This window comes from Psychrobacter sp. CX16 (assembly GCF_057396245.1).
The window spans coordinates 40,191-56,487 of record NZ_JBXYJF010000005.1; the positions used below are offsets into that span (position 1 = coordinate 40,191).

Below are 16,297 nucleotides of genomic sequence, written 5' to 3' on the forward strand. Positions count from 1 at the left end.
ATCAAAACGACGTAGTAGAAGCTGGGCTAGTAAATTATATTTAAACTACTGGCTAAATTAATACCGCTTAACCAGCAACTTTGCGATAAAGCCATTGACCTAATTTATTAAACCCAAGAATAATGCCCAATATAATTAAGCAACTTACAATGAAGACAGCCCAGTCTGGCAATGGACTTAACCAACCGATGCTAAACTGTAAATTGAGGAAGGCTTCCGTGGGCCACTCTGAAAACGGGGTATTGTTACCCGAGTTTAAGATTGCCAGAAATATAAGATAGCCTATAAAACCAAATACGGCTCCAAACAGCTTTTGCTTAGTAATATTTTTCATATTATTTAATCTCTTTGACTGAATTTGATATCTTAAGCTATCAACTCTACAATAAAAGTAGTTCAAAATAAATCAAAAGCCCTATAAATCAAAAACCCCTTATCGCTATTAAACGATTAGGGGTACGTTTTCAACAACAAGCTATGCGAACTAAGCAGCAAACAAGCAAAGCAGTAATCTATCAAAGCAGTAATCTAGCAAAGGACCAAAAATTTTACTGACGCAGTCCTAGAATAGGAATCACTAAATCCTCTTCATCGGTTAAATGTTGAGACAGAAAGTCAGTGCCGCTTACTAAGTTTTTATGTAAGCGCTCGGCAAGCCCTTTATCCTCATTGTCCGCTTTCACAAGCTCGTCATTTAGTGCCAGCAAATCATCCAATAACGCATCGAGCTTGACATGGTCACGCTCCAATATCTCAAAGCCTCTTTTAAGTTGAGGATAAGAGCTCACAAAGTCAGGAAAGAAACCATGGTCTTCGACACTGTGATGCTGATGTAGCTTCAAGACATGCATACTAATACGCTGCAATACTTGCGAGCGATAGTTTTGCCAGTTTAGCGCCCCCATCAAATGCTCTTCTGTTAGCTGCTTTAAAATACGTTGGCGCTTGCGAATGTTGGTATGAACATTAAGCCAACCCGACGTTTTGTAAGCATAATCGGAGGAGTACCATTGATTTGGCGGTAGTTTCTCATAAAGAAATAACCAATCAGGGTCCAAACGGCTCTCAGGATGACGCGGCGTCACAGCAGGTTTTTTGTCATCACTCTTGGTTTGGGTATCTGGATTTTGAATGGTATTACTCATTGCTGTTCTCCTTTCTAAACAGAGTAAGCACCTATTACTTAAGTTGCTTAGAACCGCTTATTGCACTTACGACCTTCTACTTGGAAGTTAAGGTCTTAAAGCAGGTTATAGGATTAATATAAATTAAATAACCCGACACTTCTACAAACAATTTGTTAATAATACTAAATCTAATTGTATCAGTGTGTAGTATATATATAGGGTTGATTTACTGAAAATCAAATTACCTGTATTCTCAAGCTTATTAATTGATAAGCTAACGGAGTCGGTAGTCATTTCAATTAAATCAAACTGCTTATGCATAAAAAAAGCCCTCAACAACGTGAGGGCTCATTATTGATGCTGTTAAGAACAGCATCGAATATGGCAACATCATCGCCACTAACGTACCGACACCGGAGTCTCTCTTATAACGCATTGCAACCGCAAGAATCAGACCAATGTAGCTCATCATTGACGTGATAATATTGGTAGTTGAACCACCAATCAATACGGTATGCAGCTTGGATCATCTCAGGCGCATAACCGGTTAGCATCAGCATAGGTACAGGTACAGGTACAGGTACAGGTACAGGTACAGGTACAGGTACAAAGATAGTTTGCATTAGGCAAAGTTATATGTAGCTGAGCAGTTATTTATTTGACTCTATTTGAGCCCAAATATCAGTGAATATCTCTGATAAATGCGACCTCATCTCTAAAGTAAGTTTGGTACATAAATGACGTAACCCGTGCACAGTCACGCCAGCCACTTCGGTTACAGCATAATATGCTTCCATATTACCCATTAGCGGCAGCTTCTTGACAGTAACTTCATTACCCTCACCATACTGCTCTAAAAACCGATCAAATGAACGCCATCCCATACATAAGATGTGTTTGGGATTTATTTGCTCGATATCTAATTGGGTCAGCTCATGGTGTAAGACCTGCATCTCATCAGATAATTCTGCCAATTGCGCTTGTAATACTGCCTCTTTTGGTGCGGCGAAGTAAGACACAAAGCTGGTCTCAGCACAGCGCTCTAAGCGGCTGATATCGCCCTGACAAATCACATCAACAATACGATTGGCATAACGGCTACCACGAGCCACATCTGCAATATACTTACACGGCACTACTTCGAAATCTTTAACCACCGCTTGTGCTCGGCGCGCTTCAATATCGCCCCAGTCCTCTCGATTACTGTGCCCAGGATTGATACTGACAAACAAAATATCCGGACGCACTGGCTGGCCGGTAATAAAATCACCGGTATAGCACAAGGGATCATCGCCTAAGGTTTCATTAGCCTTGGCCACAAACTGGTTAATCTTTTGCTGCTTTTGTTCAAAATAGTTCATAGAGGCGCCTTCTGTCATTACTCTTATCGACGACGAAGTCTTAGAAAATAACGAATAGAAATTTATTAATGACTGCCTTAAATCATCATTTCACCAACGATACCCACCAAAAATCCAAGCGTTGCCCCCAAGGAGGTGTGGTAATTATTAATCATCTTACTCTCAGGGATAATATCTTGAATCAATAAATATAAAATACCGCCGCTAGCAAAGGTCATTAAATGCGCAGTAAGCACAGGATAACCTCTTAGAAATAAATGGCCGATTAATGCGCCAATTACGCCCAAAAAGCTAAGACCAAAGAAAATTACCAAAGTAGTTTTGACCCCAAAGCCGTTGTGTACTAAATCACGAAAGGCGTTAAACGACTCAGGCAAGTTTTGCAGACCGATAAATATCGCCAACAACATCGCCATATCCGGCTTAATCGCAAATACGGCGCCCAGCGCAATCGCTTCAGGGACAAAGTCCATTAACATCGCGAGCAAGGTTGCCATCTGTCCACCTTTGGCTGCCAGATAGCGATCAATCAGCATGAACAAAATAGCTCCAATAGAAAATGAGCTCGCCAACCCTATGATACTTAGCTCCTCTAAGCCTTTGGGCACCAAAACTAAGGCAATTGCAGACAAAATAATACCTGCACCGAAGCTCATCAGAGTATGCACACATTGATCTTTAAATAGACTTTTTTTGACGTGATGATCAAACTGATAGGCTAGCAAACCACCAATTAATACCGTAATGCCTGAAAAACCAGCAAACATTAATAACTGCAGTGGCATGTTAATATCCTTTTAAAACATGAATCATTAAATCCTGTATGTTCATAAGCACTTTGTTCATGGCATCAGGGCCAGCGAACAGAATTTGTCCTCTTGAGCATATCTCTTGAGCTTATAAGGTTAGTTGCACCCTAAACGAACTTCTAGCTTAGCACGACAAAACAAACCTGCTTAAACATCCAAATTACTCTCACCACCATGAGCATGAATACGGCGCTGCTCCTGTCGCTGATAGCGTAGCCCTGAAGCTGCATACCATTGTGCTTTACTTTCTTTGAGTAAGTCACTTAAGCTTTGTAACTGTCCTTGTAGAGTTTGAGTCAGCCAAAAATAACCCTGCCATTCAAAACCTAATTGGTGAATACTCGGATAATCGGATACTTTAATACGGGTAATAGGGCGAAATACCTCATCACTAGGACTTCTCAAGACGGCCGCCATATGGCGCATGGCTTGTGTTAACTCAGAATGATAATGTGCCAGTAAGATACGATTATCCCCATCGATAGGGTGCTGGTTTAATGTTGGAGCAGCGCTTAATAATAAGTCGATAGTGCCAATAATATTACGATGCATACGTTGGATTTGATCAAGGGTTTGTTTATCGATACCTGTCTCATTAGCAGTGGCAGCAATATGAGCACGTACTTTTAACAGGCGTTGGTTAATCTTTTTGAGACGTTGGACCATATCATCATTCACTAGACTACCTATAGTAGTATCACTTAGCTCGCCTATTGACGTAATCGTTGTGGCACCAAGATCCACTCTCGATTCTCGCCTAGGGGTTAAGATATGATCGGCTAAGTCTTCTTTTTGTATAGAAGCTGCCTTGATAGTCGGCGCTAAAGCTTCTATTGATGGTGGGTGTAGCTGCTGCTGATCATTAGGCACTTGAACGTGCAGCCCTACCCCATCGTATACTTGCGCGCAGGCTTCAAGATTATTGGCTAATAAAAAACGCCACATCAAGGTGGATTTAAGCGGCAAAATAACGGTCGCAACCACCGATATCAGTGTGCCAATAATGACATTCAACGCACGGTATAGCCCATCTTCACCGACATTACTGGTGCTTGAGATAATCATACACATGGTGATACCCGTCAACATACCGATATAACCCAGTTGGCGAATGGCATAATAGCCAATGATGGCACTCACCATCCCTATTACCAAATAATATAGCCATTGCTCACTTAGCATATTATGGTTCAAAAATAATAATACCAATCCTATGATAATACCTAGAGCGGTGCCAGCGATACGTTCAATAGCCTTGGTATATATCGCCCCTTGATATTGCAGTAGCCCCAAAATGATAAAGACGGTAATTGTCGTCCACTCACCATGCGGTAGTTCCGTCACTTGGTTGATAATTAACGCCGTCACAACGGCTAAACCAATGCGCAAAGCATGCAACAAGTCCGCATTTTGGTAGCGGGCATAAGGCTCGACAAAAAGGGCAGCTAGACGTTGTTTTAGAGACTTATTTTCCACAATCTGTTATTTCCAAAAGCAATTTAGACAGCCATTTTTAGTTACACGGTTTTTTAAAAGTAGTTTCTGCAAAAGCAAAGCCACTTTTGGATAGTCTTACACGATATTAATTATAGATTTAACGTTGCCCTATATCCCTTAGCAAGCTTATTTAAAATCTTTATGATTAACAATTAATTCATAATCTCGAATATCGTCAAATATTTCAATATCCGCTGGCGTGTCGCTGGTCTTTATCACGCTCATATCGCCCGTCGTCTCCATCACCATAGCAAATACTTCAGAAGTAGACTTGATGCCATTTTTTCGCAGCACTGCTTGCAAATCATTTTTCGACATTTTGGCTTCTTTAATATTGTCCCAATTAAACTCACCATGCGCCATCAAGACGATAGGCTGATTGTCAACCAGCCTTCTAAAGGCGATTGATTTCCGGCGTATCACAGAAATACAACCCTGCAATACGAACAAAATCGCAATCGCCAGCAGACCTTTTAACAAAGCAGGCGACTTCGACAAAATAGTAGACGCCAAAATACTACCCATGGCGACCGTCATAGCAAAGTCATAGCTTGACAACTTAGCAAAGCTACGTAGCCCCATCACTCTGGAGTAAACGATAATAGCGAAGTAGACCACGATTGCCGACAGTACCACCGCCAGAGCAACCTCCCAATCTATAAATAACCACTTTGACCAATCCATATTTTCCCTCAATGTTGAACAGACTTTAATCTTTATCTATATAGGGTAACATTATCAAGCTAGTGAACTCTTTAACAGTCATAGTGCTATTTTGTAGTCATGTGTCACGCTTTAATATTATTAGCACCTGATGACTCTATTCACTATTCACTGTCATAACCTACTCTTGTTGTTCCCACCACGGCGAGGTAGGTAAGTTATCTAAATCAAAAACTTGTCCAATCAGTGGTGTGGCAAGCTTGATTCTATCCGCTTCAGGCTGAGTGCTATTGTGAGTATCAATGGCTGATGTAATGCGTCTCACAGGCTCCCGCCATTCATGGGTAGACAAGTCAAACTTGCCCCAATGTATAGGCAAAATCACTTTGGCTTGCACATCAATACTCGCTTGGGCAGACTCCTCTGGGAGCATATGCACCTCTCGCCAGTGTTCGTTATAAGCCCCATCTTCAATAAAGGCGATATCAAAACCCCCAAAGCGTTCACCAATCTTCGCAAACTCAGTAGAATACCCACCATCACCACTAAAATATACCGACAACTCAGGCGACTGTACCGCCCAACTGCCCCATAATGTCTCACGATGTCCCGTAATACCTCGACCACTAAAATGACGACTGGGGGTAAATGTAATCGTAATAGCTTGACCATCGCTCCCAGCTATCTCTGTACTCTCATACCAATCATATTCGTTAACCTTTGACTCCGCCACACCCCAACGAAGCAGATGCGCCTTAACGCCTAAAGGTACATAGAACTGACCAACCTTATCTTTCATTTGCTTGATGGCTTTATAATCCAAGTGATCATAATGATCATGCGAAATAAGTACCGCATCGATATAAGGCAAGTCGTCAACGCTAGGCATAGGTGCCATATCAAAAGGCTTGGCACCAATAGGAATAGGCGATGCTCGATGGAAAACTGGATCAGTAATCAGCGTTTTACCGGCTATGTTAAACAATACCGTAGAATGAGCTAACCAAACAAACTCACCGTTTTTTAGAGTGGTGTTCGCAGCACTTTGTTTCACAGCGCTCAAAGAATTGTCTTTTGGATCAATAGAATCAGCGATTAAATTTAATGGCATTGTCTTGATTGGTTGACTGGGGTTTTTACCTTTTGGCGGAAATAAAAACTCCCATAGCACATTACTATTTTTAGCAGACTCGCCATTAAGGACACCGGAGAAATCAACCGTACTCGCCTGCGTTTGGGTTAAATTAACGAACATCTCACCATTAAAATTTGGTGACGATTGAATGCGAGACTGGCTATCGGAATCGGGCTTACCCCCAAACGTTGGCGCAAACTTTAAAAATAAAAGGGTTAAAATCATCAGGATAATGATAATAATCACCAACCACTTAATAACCAATAAGAAGATATGCATAACAGGAAAATCCGACCGTAGAGTGTGTGTAGTGCGTTATACTAAGGTATCTGAAACAGTCATCTTCAAAGCATAGCTTGACCAATGATTACCTGAGAGTTCAATCATTACCCAATCTAAATCGTCATTATTTTTAGATGATAGGTTTAGATAAAAAGCTTAAATAGTGACAGTTCAACATAACTTTATTATGCAGTCAATTTAAGTAATCACAATGAGACATTTATATGATCTATAACATTATTGGTGATATCCATGGGCATGCCCATAAGCTGAAAGGTCTACTTGACCTTTTAGGTTATACCCTCACTCATCATCCCTCATTAGCTATAGACTATTATCATCCCCCTGAAGGACATCGGGCAATATTCATTGGTGATCTAATCGATAGAGGTCCTGAAGAGCTAGAAACCTTGCAAATTGTGTTTGCTATGTTAGATGCCAATGTGGCAGACGCTATTATGGGCAATCATGAGTATAACGCACTTGCCTATGCCACGTTTAATGAGTTAGGCAGTTCACAGAATAATTTAGATGCTCCTCAATTAAACAGTACTAAATCAGACAATACTAAGTCAGACCAGCCAAACATTGACAACAAAACTTATTTGCGTAGTCATAATACCGCCCATACCCGTCAACATCGGGCGTTTTTAGAGGAAATTCCGTTTGGGTCAGAAGCTCATGCGTATTGGCTTTCCCGTTTTTATGAACTCCCGTTATGGATTGAGACTGAACACGCTTGTTTTGTTCATGCCTGCTGGGATGTCGATAAGATGGCAGAACTAAAACCGTTACTAACCAATGACAACCGCCTTACTCCTGAAGCTCTGCAACAAACAGGTCAAAAGGATTCAGAGGCTTATGATGCTTTAGAGCGCGTACTAAAAGGGGTTGAAGTACCTTTACCCGACGGTATTAGCGTGACTGACAAAGATGGTACAGTTCGACGACGTATGCGGGTCAGATGGTGGTTAAAGGATTTGCAATCGCAGCGCATTGTAGACATCGCACGTGCTGCTTCTGCAGATTTAGCACAAGTGCCTCAAGATGCCATTATTGAGCACGTCGACTTTGAGCTACAAACAGATAAGCCAGTATTTATTGGTCACTATTGGCTAACTGGGACGCCAGAACCGTTAAGCCCGCAAGTAGTATGTACTGATTATTCAGCGGCTGGTAACGGTTACTTAACCGCCTATCAATTTGATACCGAGAATCCGTTACCACTTTCAGCCGATAACTTTGTACAATATATTGAAGACCAGCCACTTTGATAACAGCCATTTGAACAATGTCCATTAAAAGTATGCCCTAAAGTAGCCTTTAGAGTTTGTAGTTAGAAAGACTGTTTTTAGCTACTTTTTAAAAAACTACTTTTTATTGGAACAGAAATTTTGTATTATGGATGTTTTTTGTTAGGAAATGCACACAATGACTACTGCCAACAATAACAGACAGTCTGACTCAGCGATAGGGCCTATCCAATCCCCTGAAGGCACCCCAAAAGTCGGTATCATTATGGGATCGCAATCAGATTGGGCAACCATGAGCTTGGCGGCGCAGTTACTGGCTGACTTCGGTGTGGCGTTCGAATGTGACGTGGTTTCTGCACACCGGACACCGGACAAGCTATTTGATTACGCCAAGTCTGCCAAAGATAAAGGTCTACAAGTCATTATTGCAGGTGCCGGCGGTGCGGCTCACCTACCTGGTATGTGTGCCAGTCAAACTGAGCTGCCAGTACTGGGCGTACCTGTTAAATCATCAACACTGAGCGGCTGGGACAGCTTGTTGTCTATCGTTCAGATGCCAAAAGGCATTGCCGTTGGCACCCTAGCGATTGGTACAGCCGGTGCTTATAACGCAGCACTGCTTGCGGTACAAATCTTAGCACTGCATGATGAAGCGCTTGCTAAGCAGCTGGTTGAGTTCCGTCAAAAACAAACAGATACTATTTTAGCCAGTCCAACACCAGGTATCATTAACTAATAGACCTGCTGTAAATAGTTAAATAGTCACAGTAAATAGTACGACAATATGCCTATTCATTTAATTGATTGGCATAAAGGACGATATAACAAAGAGGTGCTATTGGCACCTTTTTGTTTTTCTGTCATTAACCTAATTTATTCTTAAGATAACAGATTTACTTATTTTTAATTCACCTAATTTCATTGTATTAAGAGTCAACTATGACAACAGCTAATGCTTATCCTGCAACCCAATCTATCCGCACTATCGGTATTCTTGGTGGCGGTCAACTCGGTATGATGCTGGCAGAAGCCGCTTTACCCCTTGGCTATCGCTGTGTGTTTTTAGAAGACGCGCCAAACTGCCCTGCGTCATTGTATGGTCAAGTGTTTACCAACGAGCAACTTGAAGACTTTATCGCTGCGGCCGACGTGTTCACTTTAGAATTTGAGAACACGCCTGCCGATACAGTTGTGCGCCTTAAGCAAATGTCTGAAGCGGGACAAAAACAAGGTATGTTCCCACCACCACAAGCGCTGGAGGTAGCTCAAGACCGCTTGAGCGAAAAGACATTATTTAATGAGCTAGATATTCAAACTGTACCGTTTATGAGTGTCAGTTCAAAAGCAGAGCTCAAAGAAGCGAGCAACACGCTTGGCTTGCCACTGGTACTAAAAACCAGCCGTGGCGGTTATGACGGTAAAGGTCAGTTTATGGTGAAAACAGAAGCTGACATTAATGAGGCATGGAAAGCATTAGGTGATGCGGTGAGTGGTGAAGGTGACTTAACCCCTACCCCCGCCCCATTGATAGCAGAAGGGTTTATTAACTTTAACCGTGAGGTATCTATCATTGCTACCCGCGCCCAAGATGGCACCATTCGTACTTACGACTTGGTAGAAAACAACCACCATACCGGTATATTAGCAACCTCTCACGCACCGGCAGTGGGTACCAGTCACTTATTACCAGAAGCACAAAGTGCTATTGAAAAGCTAATGACCCATCTTGACTATGTCGGGACTATGGCCCTTGAGTTGTTTGTCAGTAAAGACGAAGACGACAATGATGTGATTTTGGCCAATGAGATTGCACCACGTGTACACAACTCAGGTCACTGGAGCATTGAAGGCGCTGTTACCAGCCAGTTTGAAAATCATATCCGTGCCGTGGTTGGCTTACCATTGGGTGATACAGACAATGTGCACCCTTCAATTATGGTCAATGTATTGGGTGAATATCCTGACGTCTCAGACGTACTGGCTATCGATGGTGCTCATTACCATACTTACCATAAAGAAGAGCGTGCTGACCGCAAAATTGCTCATATTACCTTGATGCCAAACGATGTGGTGTATTTAAACCCTGCATTAAAGCGGTTAATATCTATCCTGCCTAATAAAGTAGGCATGGACGACCATGCCTTAACTGAGTCAAAGCCTCTCAAAGAATCTACCCCAGAACCAGTCACTGAGTCATTACCACCTAAGGATATCTAATGAAAATTTGGATTGATGCTGATGCCTGCCCTTTGGTGGTAAAAGACTTAATTACTAAAACCGTCTTGCGTACTAATACCCCTGCGATTTTTGTCGCCAATCAGGTCATAAAAGTACGCAAATCACCTCTAATTACCATGAAAGTGGTTGGTTCTGGGTTTGATGTGGCTGATGATTATATTGCCGATAATATCGAAAAAGGCGACTTGGTGATTACCAGTGACATTCCTTTGGCGAATGATGTGCTCGATAATGGTGGTCAGGTGCTGACGCCACATGGGATTATCTATGATAAAAATAATATCAAACAAAAGCTGAACGCGCGAGACTTTATGGACACTATGCGCTCAACAGGCGTACTGGACTTGACTCAAATGGGCGGTCAAAAGCCCTATTCTGATAAAGATAAAAAGATGTTTGCCGATGGGTTAAATAAGCTGGTGCGCTAAAAAAGTTATTTGGTTTAAGCCTTTATTTTCAGGGATAATAATTATGATGATTAAAGAACAACTTGAAGGCTTGCTACTTAACCCAGAAAATGAAGTCGTAGAGTTCAAAGAAGCCAAAACCTCGTATGATTTTGATAAACTTGGCAAATATTTTAGCGCTCTATCGAATGAAGCTAATATCAAAAATAAGCCAGTCGCTTGGTTAATATTTGGTATTGATGATAAACGCCAAATTGTAGGAACAAAATATCGTCAACAACATCATGACTTAAATAGCCTCTATCAAGAATTAGCTTCACAGACCACCTCACGTCATACCTTTAAACATATTCATGATGTTAGCCTGCATGATCGGCGCATTATTTTATTTGAGATACCGCCTGCGCCAATATCAACCCCTATTGCCTTTAAAGGTCATTATTATGGTCGTGAAGGCTCTAGCTTAAATCCTCTAAGTTTGGGTGAAATAGATTTTATTCGTTCGCAGTCTAAACCGGATTGGGCTAAACGTATTCAACCTGAGGCGACTATCGATGATTTAGATGAAAATGCCTTAGTTGTCGCAAAAGAACAGTTCTTTAAAAAACATCCTAGTTTACGTGAAGACGGACAGCACTGGGATACGTTAACTTTTCTGAATAAATCTAAACTGGCCATTAAAGGTCAGATAACTTATGGTGCTCTACTTTTAGTGGGTAAGGATGAATCAAGCCATTACTTATCACCCTTAGACCCTACAATTACATGGATATTAAAAGACGTAGATAATATAGAACAAGATTATGAACATTTTAGGCCACCTTTTCTACTTGCCGTAGATAAAGTCTTCCGAAGAATTAGAAATTTAAAATATCGCTATATTCCTCACGGAACGTTATTTCCAGATGAAGTCGATAGGTATGATCCTTACATTATTCGCGAAGCTTTAAATAATTGTATTGCTCATCAGGACTATAATGTCGGTGCACGAATTACAGTGGTAGAAAATGATAACCATAGTTTGTTATTTAAAAATAAAGGCAGTTTTATACCAAAAAGTATTGAGAATGTTATTACTGCTGATGCTCCTGAAAGTTACTATCAAAACCCTTATCTAGTCGAACTCATGAAAAATTTTGGGATGATAGATACTGTGGGTAGTGGTATTAAAAAGATGTTTACTATTCAGCGTAAAAAGTACTTCCCCCTTCCAGACTATAATTTCAAAGATCGTTCGGTAGCAGTGACTATTATTGGTCATATGCTGGATTTGGAATATGCAATTAAACTTGCCTCGCAACCAGAGTTAACTTTGAACGATATATTTTTATTGGATAAAATATATAAACAGCAATCTGATGATTTAAATAAAGATCAAATTAAATACTTAAGAAATAAGGGCTGGATTGAAGGTCGAATGCCGAACCTTTATATAAGTGAAACGTTGTCTAAAGCTACAGACGCTACGATTGAATATCATAAAAGAAGGGCAATAGATGATGATTTCTGTAAGGATATGATCTTACGTTTTTTACAGACAGAGCCAGCAAGACGCAACCAGATAGAAGAGCTGTTAATTGACAAACTACCCGATATTCTATCCCTCTCTCAAAAAAAACATAAAATTAAAAACCTTCTTCAAGCTTTAAGGCATGATGGCAAAGTGGAGGTTGTTAGTGATCGTAGATGGGCTTTAATTAGAAAGTAAGCAAGGTACACGACAGAACTATTCTAACTGAGTTCGTCTAAGTTCGTCTAAGTTCGTCTAAGTTCGTCTAAGTTCGTCTAAGTTCGTCTAAGTTCGTCTAAGTTCGTCTAAGCTCAACACCATCCGGTGTGCAACCACTCGTCCATTTTCCAACACCTCATCAACTACCTCAAATCCATTGGCTAAATAAAATGGCTTTGCTGTTAAAGTTGATTCCGCATTAAGCACTGTTATGCATTGTTGAATATAGTCTTCTTTCGTTCTATTCAATAATTGTTTGCCTATTCCCTGACCTTGGCAATCAGGATTCACATAATTGAGCAACACCTCACCTTTTTTGGACACTAAAATAAAACCAACAATCTGCTCATCGTACTTATAAACCAATGCATAATTGTTGCTGATCCATTGTTCGACATTACTTTGCGTTTTATTCGCTAGCCATTGCTCAATTGTGACAGGATCATTTTGATGATCAGCAACGCAGGATAGAATACTCTCCCTAATTACAATTGCAATTTCTTTTGCATCTGCTATTTTTGCGGGTTCAATCATCTTAGCTTTCCTGTTTTGAGTCGTTTTCCTATTTTAAGTCGTTTTCCTATTATAAATGACTTTTCTATTTTAAGTTGCTTTAGTAACACACCTTTCACCTTTCACCTTTCACAATTCCCATTAATTATTCCTACAAATACTGCGCTCACCCCTCAACTCATTCGATTAATCGTTTTTATTTAAAAATAAAAAACATTATAAATCAAATACTTATATTAATTTGAAAATAATTATCTAAAAAAATTGAAAATAAGTGTAAGAAAAGTCGCCCGTGCGACGTCTAATTAATAACAGACAAATAACTTGCCATTGATTTGAGTACGACATCATTGAAAGGGCCATAAGTTTTAAGACTGTTATCACCTATCAATTATTTAACCCTATCAATGGAATACATCATGAAAAAATCAGCACTTATTACCAGTTTGGCATTAGGTTCACTTATGACTATGAGTGGCGCCAATGCAGCGAATCCTTTTAATGCCAAACCTATGCCAAACGCTCACCAAAGTGACAGTAAGGCAGCAGACGCTAAATGCGGCGAAGGCAAATGCGGCACAGTCAAAAAACCTACCAAAAAAGCGGATGCCAAATGTGGCGAAGGCAAATGTGGCGGCAGTAAATAGCGCCTCTACTGTTAAAACCAATTTACCCTTTTGGTCAGTCGTACATTAAAACAGTCGATAATCTAAATAGTTAAATTAAACCAATCAATCTTATTAAAACCGGAATATTATTATGAATACCAAATCAATCGTTGCAAGTTTAGCCCTAGGCTCATTAGTTACCTTAGGTGGCTGTACATCAACCAATCCTTTTTCTGCTAATTCAATGGATTCAGGCTACAAAAATGGCGAAAAAGCCCATCAAGGGTCATGTGGCGCTAATAAAAAAGCCGAAGCCAAATGTGGTGCTGAAAAAAGTGCTGAAGGCAATTGTGGTGCCGATAAAAAAGCCGAAAGTTCGTGCGGTGCAGACAAAAAAATGGATGCCAAGTGCGGCGAAGCCAAATGTGGTGGCAATAAATAGCATTGGTTAATTGAACAAACTACTATTGGGTAGAAGGTCTATTTTACCCTTGTAATAAAATCAATAAAGGACCGTTATGACGTTACCACTCTCTAGCTCAAGTACTCCCTCTAAAGATAGCACTGCACAACCTATAAAACAGTTGGGCGGTGCAGGGCTTGGGTTTCGTCGTGAGCTTTTAGCAGAGATGCGTAATGCCGACCTGTCTGCTATCGATTTCTTTGAGATATCACCAGAGAACTGGTTAAATTCTAACGGTCAAATGGGCGGTCAATACCACAAGCAGTTAAGATCATTTACCGAACAACATCCTTTTGTTTGTCATGGTTTGTCGCTATCAATCGGTAGCACAGCCACTTTAGATATCGCACTTTTAAAAAATATCAAAGCCTTTATGCAGACCCATGATATCGGGCTATACACCGAGCATCTGTCTTGGTGTAGCGACACATCAGGGCATTTATATGACTTGCTCCCTATCCCTTGTACTGAGGAAGCGGTACATTGGGTGGCTAATAGAATTAAGCAGGCACAAGATATTTTGGGTCAGCAAATTGGTTTTGAAAACGCCTCTTATTACTTTAGTCCCCCAACGAATGGCATCGGCTGTGATATGAGCGATGCCGAGTTTATCAGTGCCGTTGCCAATGAGGCAGACTGCTTATTGCATTTGGATGTGAATAATATTTATGTCAATAGTCAAAACTTTGGCTTTGATGCGCATGAGTACTTACGGCAACTGCCACTTGAGCGTACCTGCTACCTCCATGTGGCGGGGCATCATACTGAAGAGGATGGACTTATTGTAGATACTCATGGTGCGAGCGTGATTGATCCTGTTTGGGCGTTATTATCTGACGCTTATGCTCTTATCGAGCAAAAAACAGGACGTCCTGCCAGCACCTTACCGACTTGTTTAGAGCGCGATTTCAATTTTCCAAGTATGGATGAGTTGATTGCAGAAGTGACTTATATTCGCCAATTGCAGTTGCAATCACATACGTCAGATAAGCCACAAACGAGTTCTGCCCAAAAGGCGACGTTAACCAATCCGTCATTGTTTGGTCATCAGGCTGATCAAGGCCTGCAGACTAAGGACGGTCAGCATGTCCTTATCTAAAGTTATCTCTGCTGGCGCTGATACCTCGGTAGCTTCTAAATCAATAGCCACCTCACCTCTGGCAGAGTTTCAGCAAAATTTTGGTCAATATTTACGAGAACAAAAGACTGGGATCGATAATCCCAACTCAGACAGTGCCTCGCCATATCTTACAAACGAGACTCATACAAACGAGACTCTCACAAATGTGACCCTCGCAAACGGAGCATCCATTCCCAGTCGTATTGGCAATTTATATCAAACTCTTGTATTTAATAACATACGGGGCTTCTTAGATAAATGCTTTCCCGTTTGCCAAAGTTTGATTAGTAATGATAAATGGCTATATATTTGCAAGCAGTTTTTCCTTAAGCATCCTTGCCATAGTCCTTATTTCACAGAGATTAACCAGCACTTTGTTGAATATTTATCTGAACCTAATGTATTAGAATTATTAGAGCTTCCGCCGTATTTTGCCGAATTAGCACATTATGAATGGGTCGAACTTATGGTCGACACCTATATTCTTGAGGCTATGCCGAGTATCGCTCCGACAGTTGACATTGAGCAACCACTTAATGAATCAGCTTTTGATGTCAGCGATCTATATTTAAACGATTTGGGCTTAAGCTATTTAAGCATAAATCCAAGCGTTCAAAACTTACACTATCAGTGGCCGGTACATCTTATTAGCGCAGAGTTTCAGCCCAATAGTCCTGAAGACAGTTTTTATTTGGTGTATAGAGATTATCAAGATAAAGTACAGTTTATGACGGTCAATGCGCTCACTTATGCCCTCATTGACTTTGTCAGTAGCTATGTCAATAACTATAGCCCAATTGAAGCAACAGACAATGGGCTGACCAAATTAATGCAAGCGTTTGCTAACCACTTAGGATATGACGACGAGCAGATTTTAGTATCCTTTGGCTTACCTTTAATTCATCAGCTAGTGGATCAGCAGGTTTTAATACCAATACCGGATAAAAAACTTAGGACTTACTAGAATAACTGTATTTAACTGTTTATAGCAGCTAGGTGATAGCAGACTGGGAATTATTTATTAAACTTCTGGCACCACCTTTCAGACAGTGTAAATAAATGATACCCAGTCGCTATAGTCTTCATTATGCT

General features: G+C 40.7%; 19 protein-coding genes. 9 read left to right on the plus strand and 10 right to left on the minus strand.

Annotated features, from left to right (window positions below):
* Positions 1 to 67: 67 nt before the first annotated feature.
* The 9 genes from AC2SLM_RS03040 to AC2SLM_RS03080 all read right to left on the minus strand — a co-directional run bounded on the left by AC2SLM_RS03040 (position 68) and on the right by AC2SLM_RS03080 (position 6,871).
* Positions 68 to 334 carry a hypothetical protein gene (locus AC2SLM_RS03040; RefSeq protein ID WP_486551916.1) on the minus strand — a complete coding sequence of 89 codons (267 nt, stop codon included), beginning with the start codon at positions 332 to 334 and terminating at the stop codon, positions 68 to 70.
* Between the two features lie 214 nt (positions 335 to 548).
* Positions 549 to 1,145 (minus strand): hemerythrin domain-containing protein, encoded by a 597-nt coding sequence (locus AC2SLM_RS03045; protein WP_486551918.1) that lies wholly within the window; start codon positions 1,143 to 1,145, stop codon positions 549 to 551.
* 295 nt (positions 1,146 to 1,440) lie between these two features.
* The gene (locus tag AC2SLM_RS03050; protein WP_486551919.1) at positions 1,441 to 1,599 is read right to left on the minus strand and encodes an AbgT family transporter; all 159 of its coding nucleotides are present in this window, start codon (positions 1,597 to 1,599) and stop codon (positions 1,441 to 1,443) included.
* Entirely contained in the window at positions 1,553 to 1,750 is a 198-nt protein-coding gene (locus tag AC2SLM_RS03055) for a hypothetical protein (protein WP_486551921.1), read from the minus strand. The genes AC2SLM_RS03050 and AC2SLM_RS03055 overlap by 47 nt, the downstream gene beginning before the upstream one ends.
* A 27-nt stretch (positions 1,751 to 1,777) precedes the next feature.
* Complete coding sequence (locus tag AC2SLM_RS03060; RefSeq protein WP_486551923.1) at positions 1,778 to 2,488, minus strand: hypothetical protein; 711 nt, start codon at positions 2,486 to 2,488, stop codon at positions 1,778 to 1,780.
* A gap of 77 nt (positions 2,489 to 2,565) precedes the next feature.
* Entirely contained in the window at positions 2,566 to 3,273 is a 708-nt protein-coding gene (locus tag AC2SLM_RS03065; protein WP_486551924.1) for a ZIP family metal transporter, read from the minus strand.
* Between the two features lie 171 nt (positions 3,274 to 3,444).
* On the minus strand, positions 3,445 to 4,773 hold the full coding sequence (locus AC2SLM_RS03070; protein ID WP_486551925.1) for an FUSC family protein: 1,329 nt from the start codon (positions 4,771 to 4,773) through the stop codon (positions 3,445 to 3,447).
* A 147-nt stretch (positions 4,774 to 4,920) separates the two neighbouring features.
* Positions 4,921 to 5,478, minus strand: a complete 558-nt coding sequence (locus AC2SLM_RS03075; RefSeq protein ID WP_486551926.1) for a DUF421 domain-containing protein — start codon at positions 5,476 to 5,478, stop codon at positions 4,921 to 4,923.
* A gap of 160 nt (positions 5,479 to 5,638) precedes the next feature.
* Complete coding sequence (locus tag AC2SLM_RS03080) at positions 5,639 to 6,871, minus strand: MBL fold metallo-hydrolase (RefSeq protein ID WP_486551928.1); 1,233 nt, start codon at positions 6,869 to 6,871, stop codon at positions 5,639 to 5,641.
* Between the two features lie 227 nt (positions 6,872 to 7,098).
* Here AC2SLM_RS03080 and AC2SLM_RS03085 point away from each other — a divergent pair, with 227 nt between their 5' ends.
* The 5 genes from AC2SLM_RS03085 to AC2SLM_RS03105 all read left to right on the plus strand — a co-directional run bounded on the left by AC2SLM_RS03085 (position 7,099) and on the right by AC2SLM_RS03105 (position 12,480).
* Complete coding sequence (locus tag AC2SLM_RS03085; protein ID WP_486551929.1) at positions 7,099 to 8,148, plus strand: metallophosphoesterase; 1,050 nt, start codon at positions 7,099 to 7,101, stop codon at positions 8,146 to 8,148.
* 157 nt (positions 8,149 to 8,305) lie between these two features.
* The gene (gene purE / locus AC2SLM_RS03090) at positions 8,306 to 8,863 is read left to right on the plus strand and encodes a 5-(carboxyamino)imidazole ribonucleotide mutase (protein ID WP_486551930.1); all 558 of its coding nucleotides are present in this window, start codon (positions 8,306 to 8,308) and stop codon (positions 8,861 to 8,863) included.
* Between the two features lie 203 nt (positions 8,864 to 9,066).
* A complete protein-coding gene (locus tag AC2SLM_RS03095; protein WP_486551932.1) occupies positions 9,067 to 10,344 on the plus strand; it encodes a 5-(carboxyamino)imidazole ribonucleotide synthase in 1,278 nt (425 codons plus the stop codon).
* Positions 10,344 to 10,793 (plus strand): YaiI/YqxD family protein, encoded by a 450-nt coding sequence (locus AC2SLM_RS03100; RefSeq protein WP_486551934.1) that lies wholly within the window; start codon positions 10,344 to 10,346, stop codon positions 10,791 to 10,793. Before AC2SLM_RS03095 ends, AC2SLM_RS03100 begins: the two co-directional genes overlap by 1 nt.
* Positions 10,794 to 10,836: 43 nt before the next feature.
* The gene (locus AC2SLM_RS03105; protein WP_486551936.1) at positions 10,837 to 12,480 is read left to right on the plus strand and encodes an RNA-binding domain-containing protein; all 1,644 of its coding nucleotides are present in this window, start codon (positions 10,837 to 10,839) and stop codon (positions 12,478 to 12,480) included.
* Positions 12,481 to 12,567: 87 nt separating this feature from the next.
* Here the strand turns inward: AC2SLM_RS03105 and AC2SLM_RS03110 are convergent, their stop codons facing one another.
* Positions 12,568 to 13,035 carry a GNAT family N-acetyltransferase gene (locus tag AC2SLM_RS03110; RefSeq protein WP_486551938.1) on the minus strand — a complete coding sequence of 156 codons (468 nt, stop codon included), beginning with the start codon at positions 13,033 to 13,035 and terminating at the stop codon, positions 12,568 to 12,570.
* Between the two features lie 398 nt (positions 13,036 to 13,433).
* Between AC2SLM_RS03110 and AC2SLM_RS03115 the strand changes: the two genes are divergently transcribed.
* From AC2SLM_RS03115 to AC2SLM_RS03130, 4 genes are all read left to right on the plus strand, one after another.
* Positions 13,434 to 13,661, plus strand: coding sequence for an HvfA family oxazolone/thioamide-modified RiPP metallophore (locus AC2SLM_RS03115; protein WP_486551940.1), 228 nt, complete (start codon positions 13,434 to 13,436; stop codon positions 13,659 to 13,661).
* A gap of 112 nt (positions 13,662 to 13,773) precedes the next feature.
* Complete coding sequence (locus tag AC2SLM_RS03120; RefSeq protein WP_486551942.1) at positions 13,774 to 14,064, plus strand: HvfA family oxazolone/thioamide-modified RiPP metallophore; 291 nt, start codon at positions 13,774 to 13,776, stop codon at positions 14,062 to 14,064.
* A gap of 76 nt (positions 14,065 to 14,140) precedes the next feature.
* Positions 14,141 to 15,184: an HvfB family MNIO-type RiPP peptide maturase gene (locus AC2SLM_RS03125; RefSeq protein WP_486551944.1), complete on the plus strand. Its 1,044-nt coding sequence runs from the start codon at positions 14,141 to 14,143 to the stop codon at positions 15,182 to 15,184.
* Entirely contained in the window at positions 15,171 to 16,169 is a 999-nt protein-coding gene (locus AC2SLM_RS03130; protein ID WP_486551945.1) for an HvfC family RiPP maturation protein, read from the plus strand. Before AC2SLM_RS03125 ends, AC2SLM_RS03130 begins: the two co-directional genes overlap by 14 nt.
* Positions 16,170 to 16,297 lie beyond the last annotated feature (128 nt).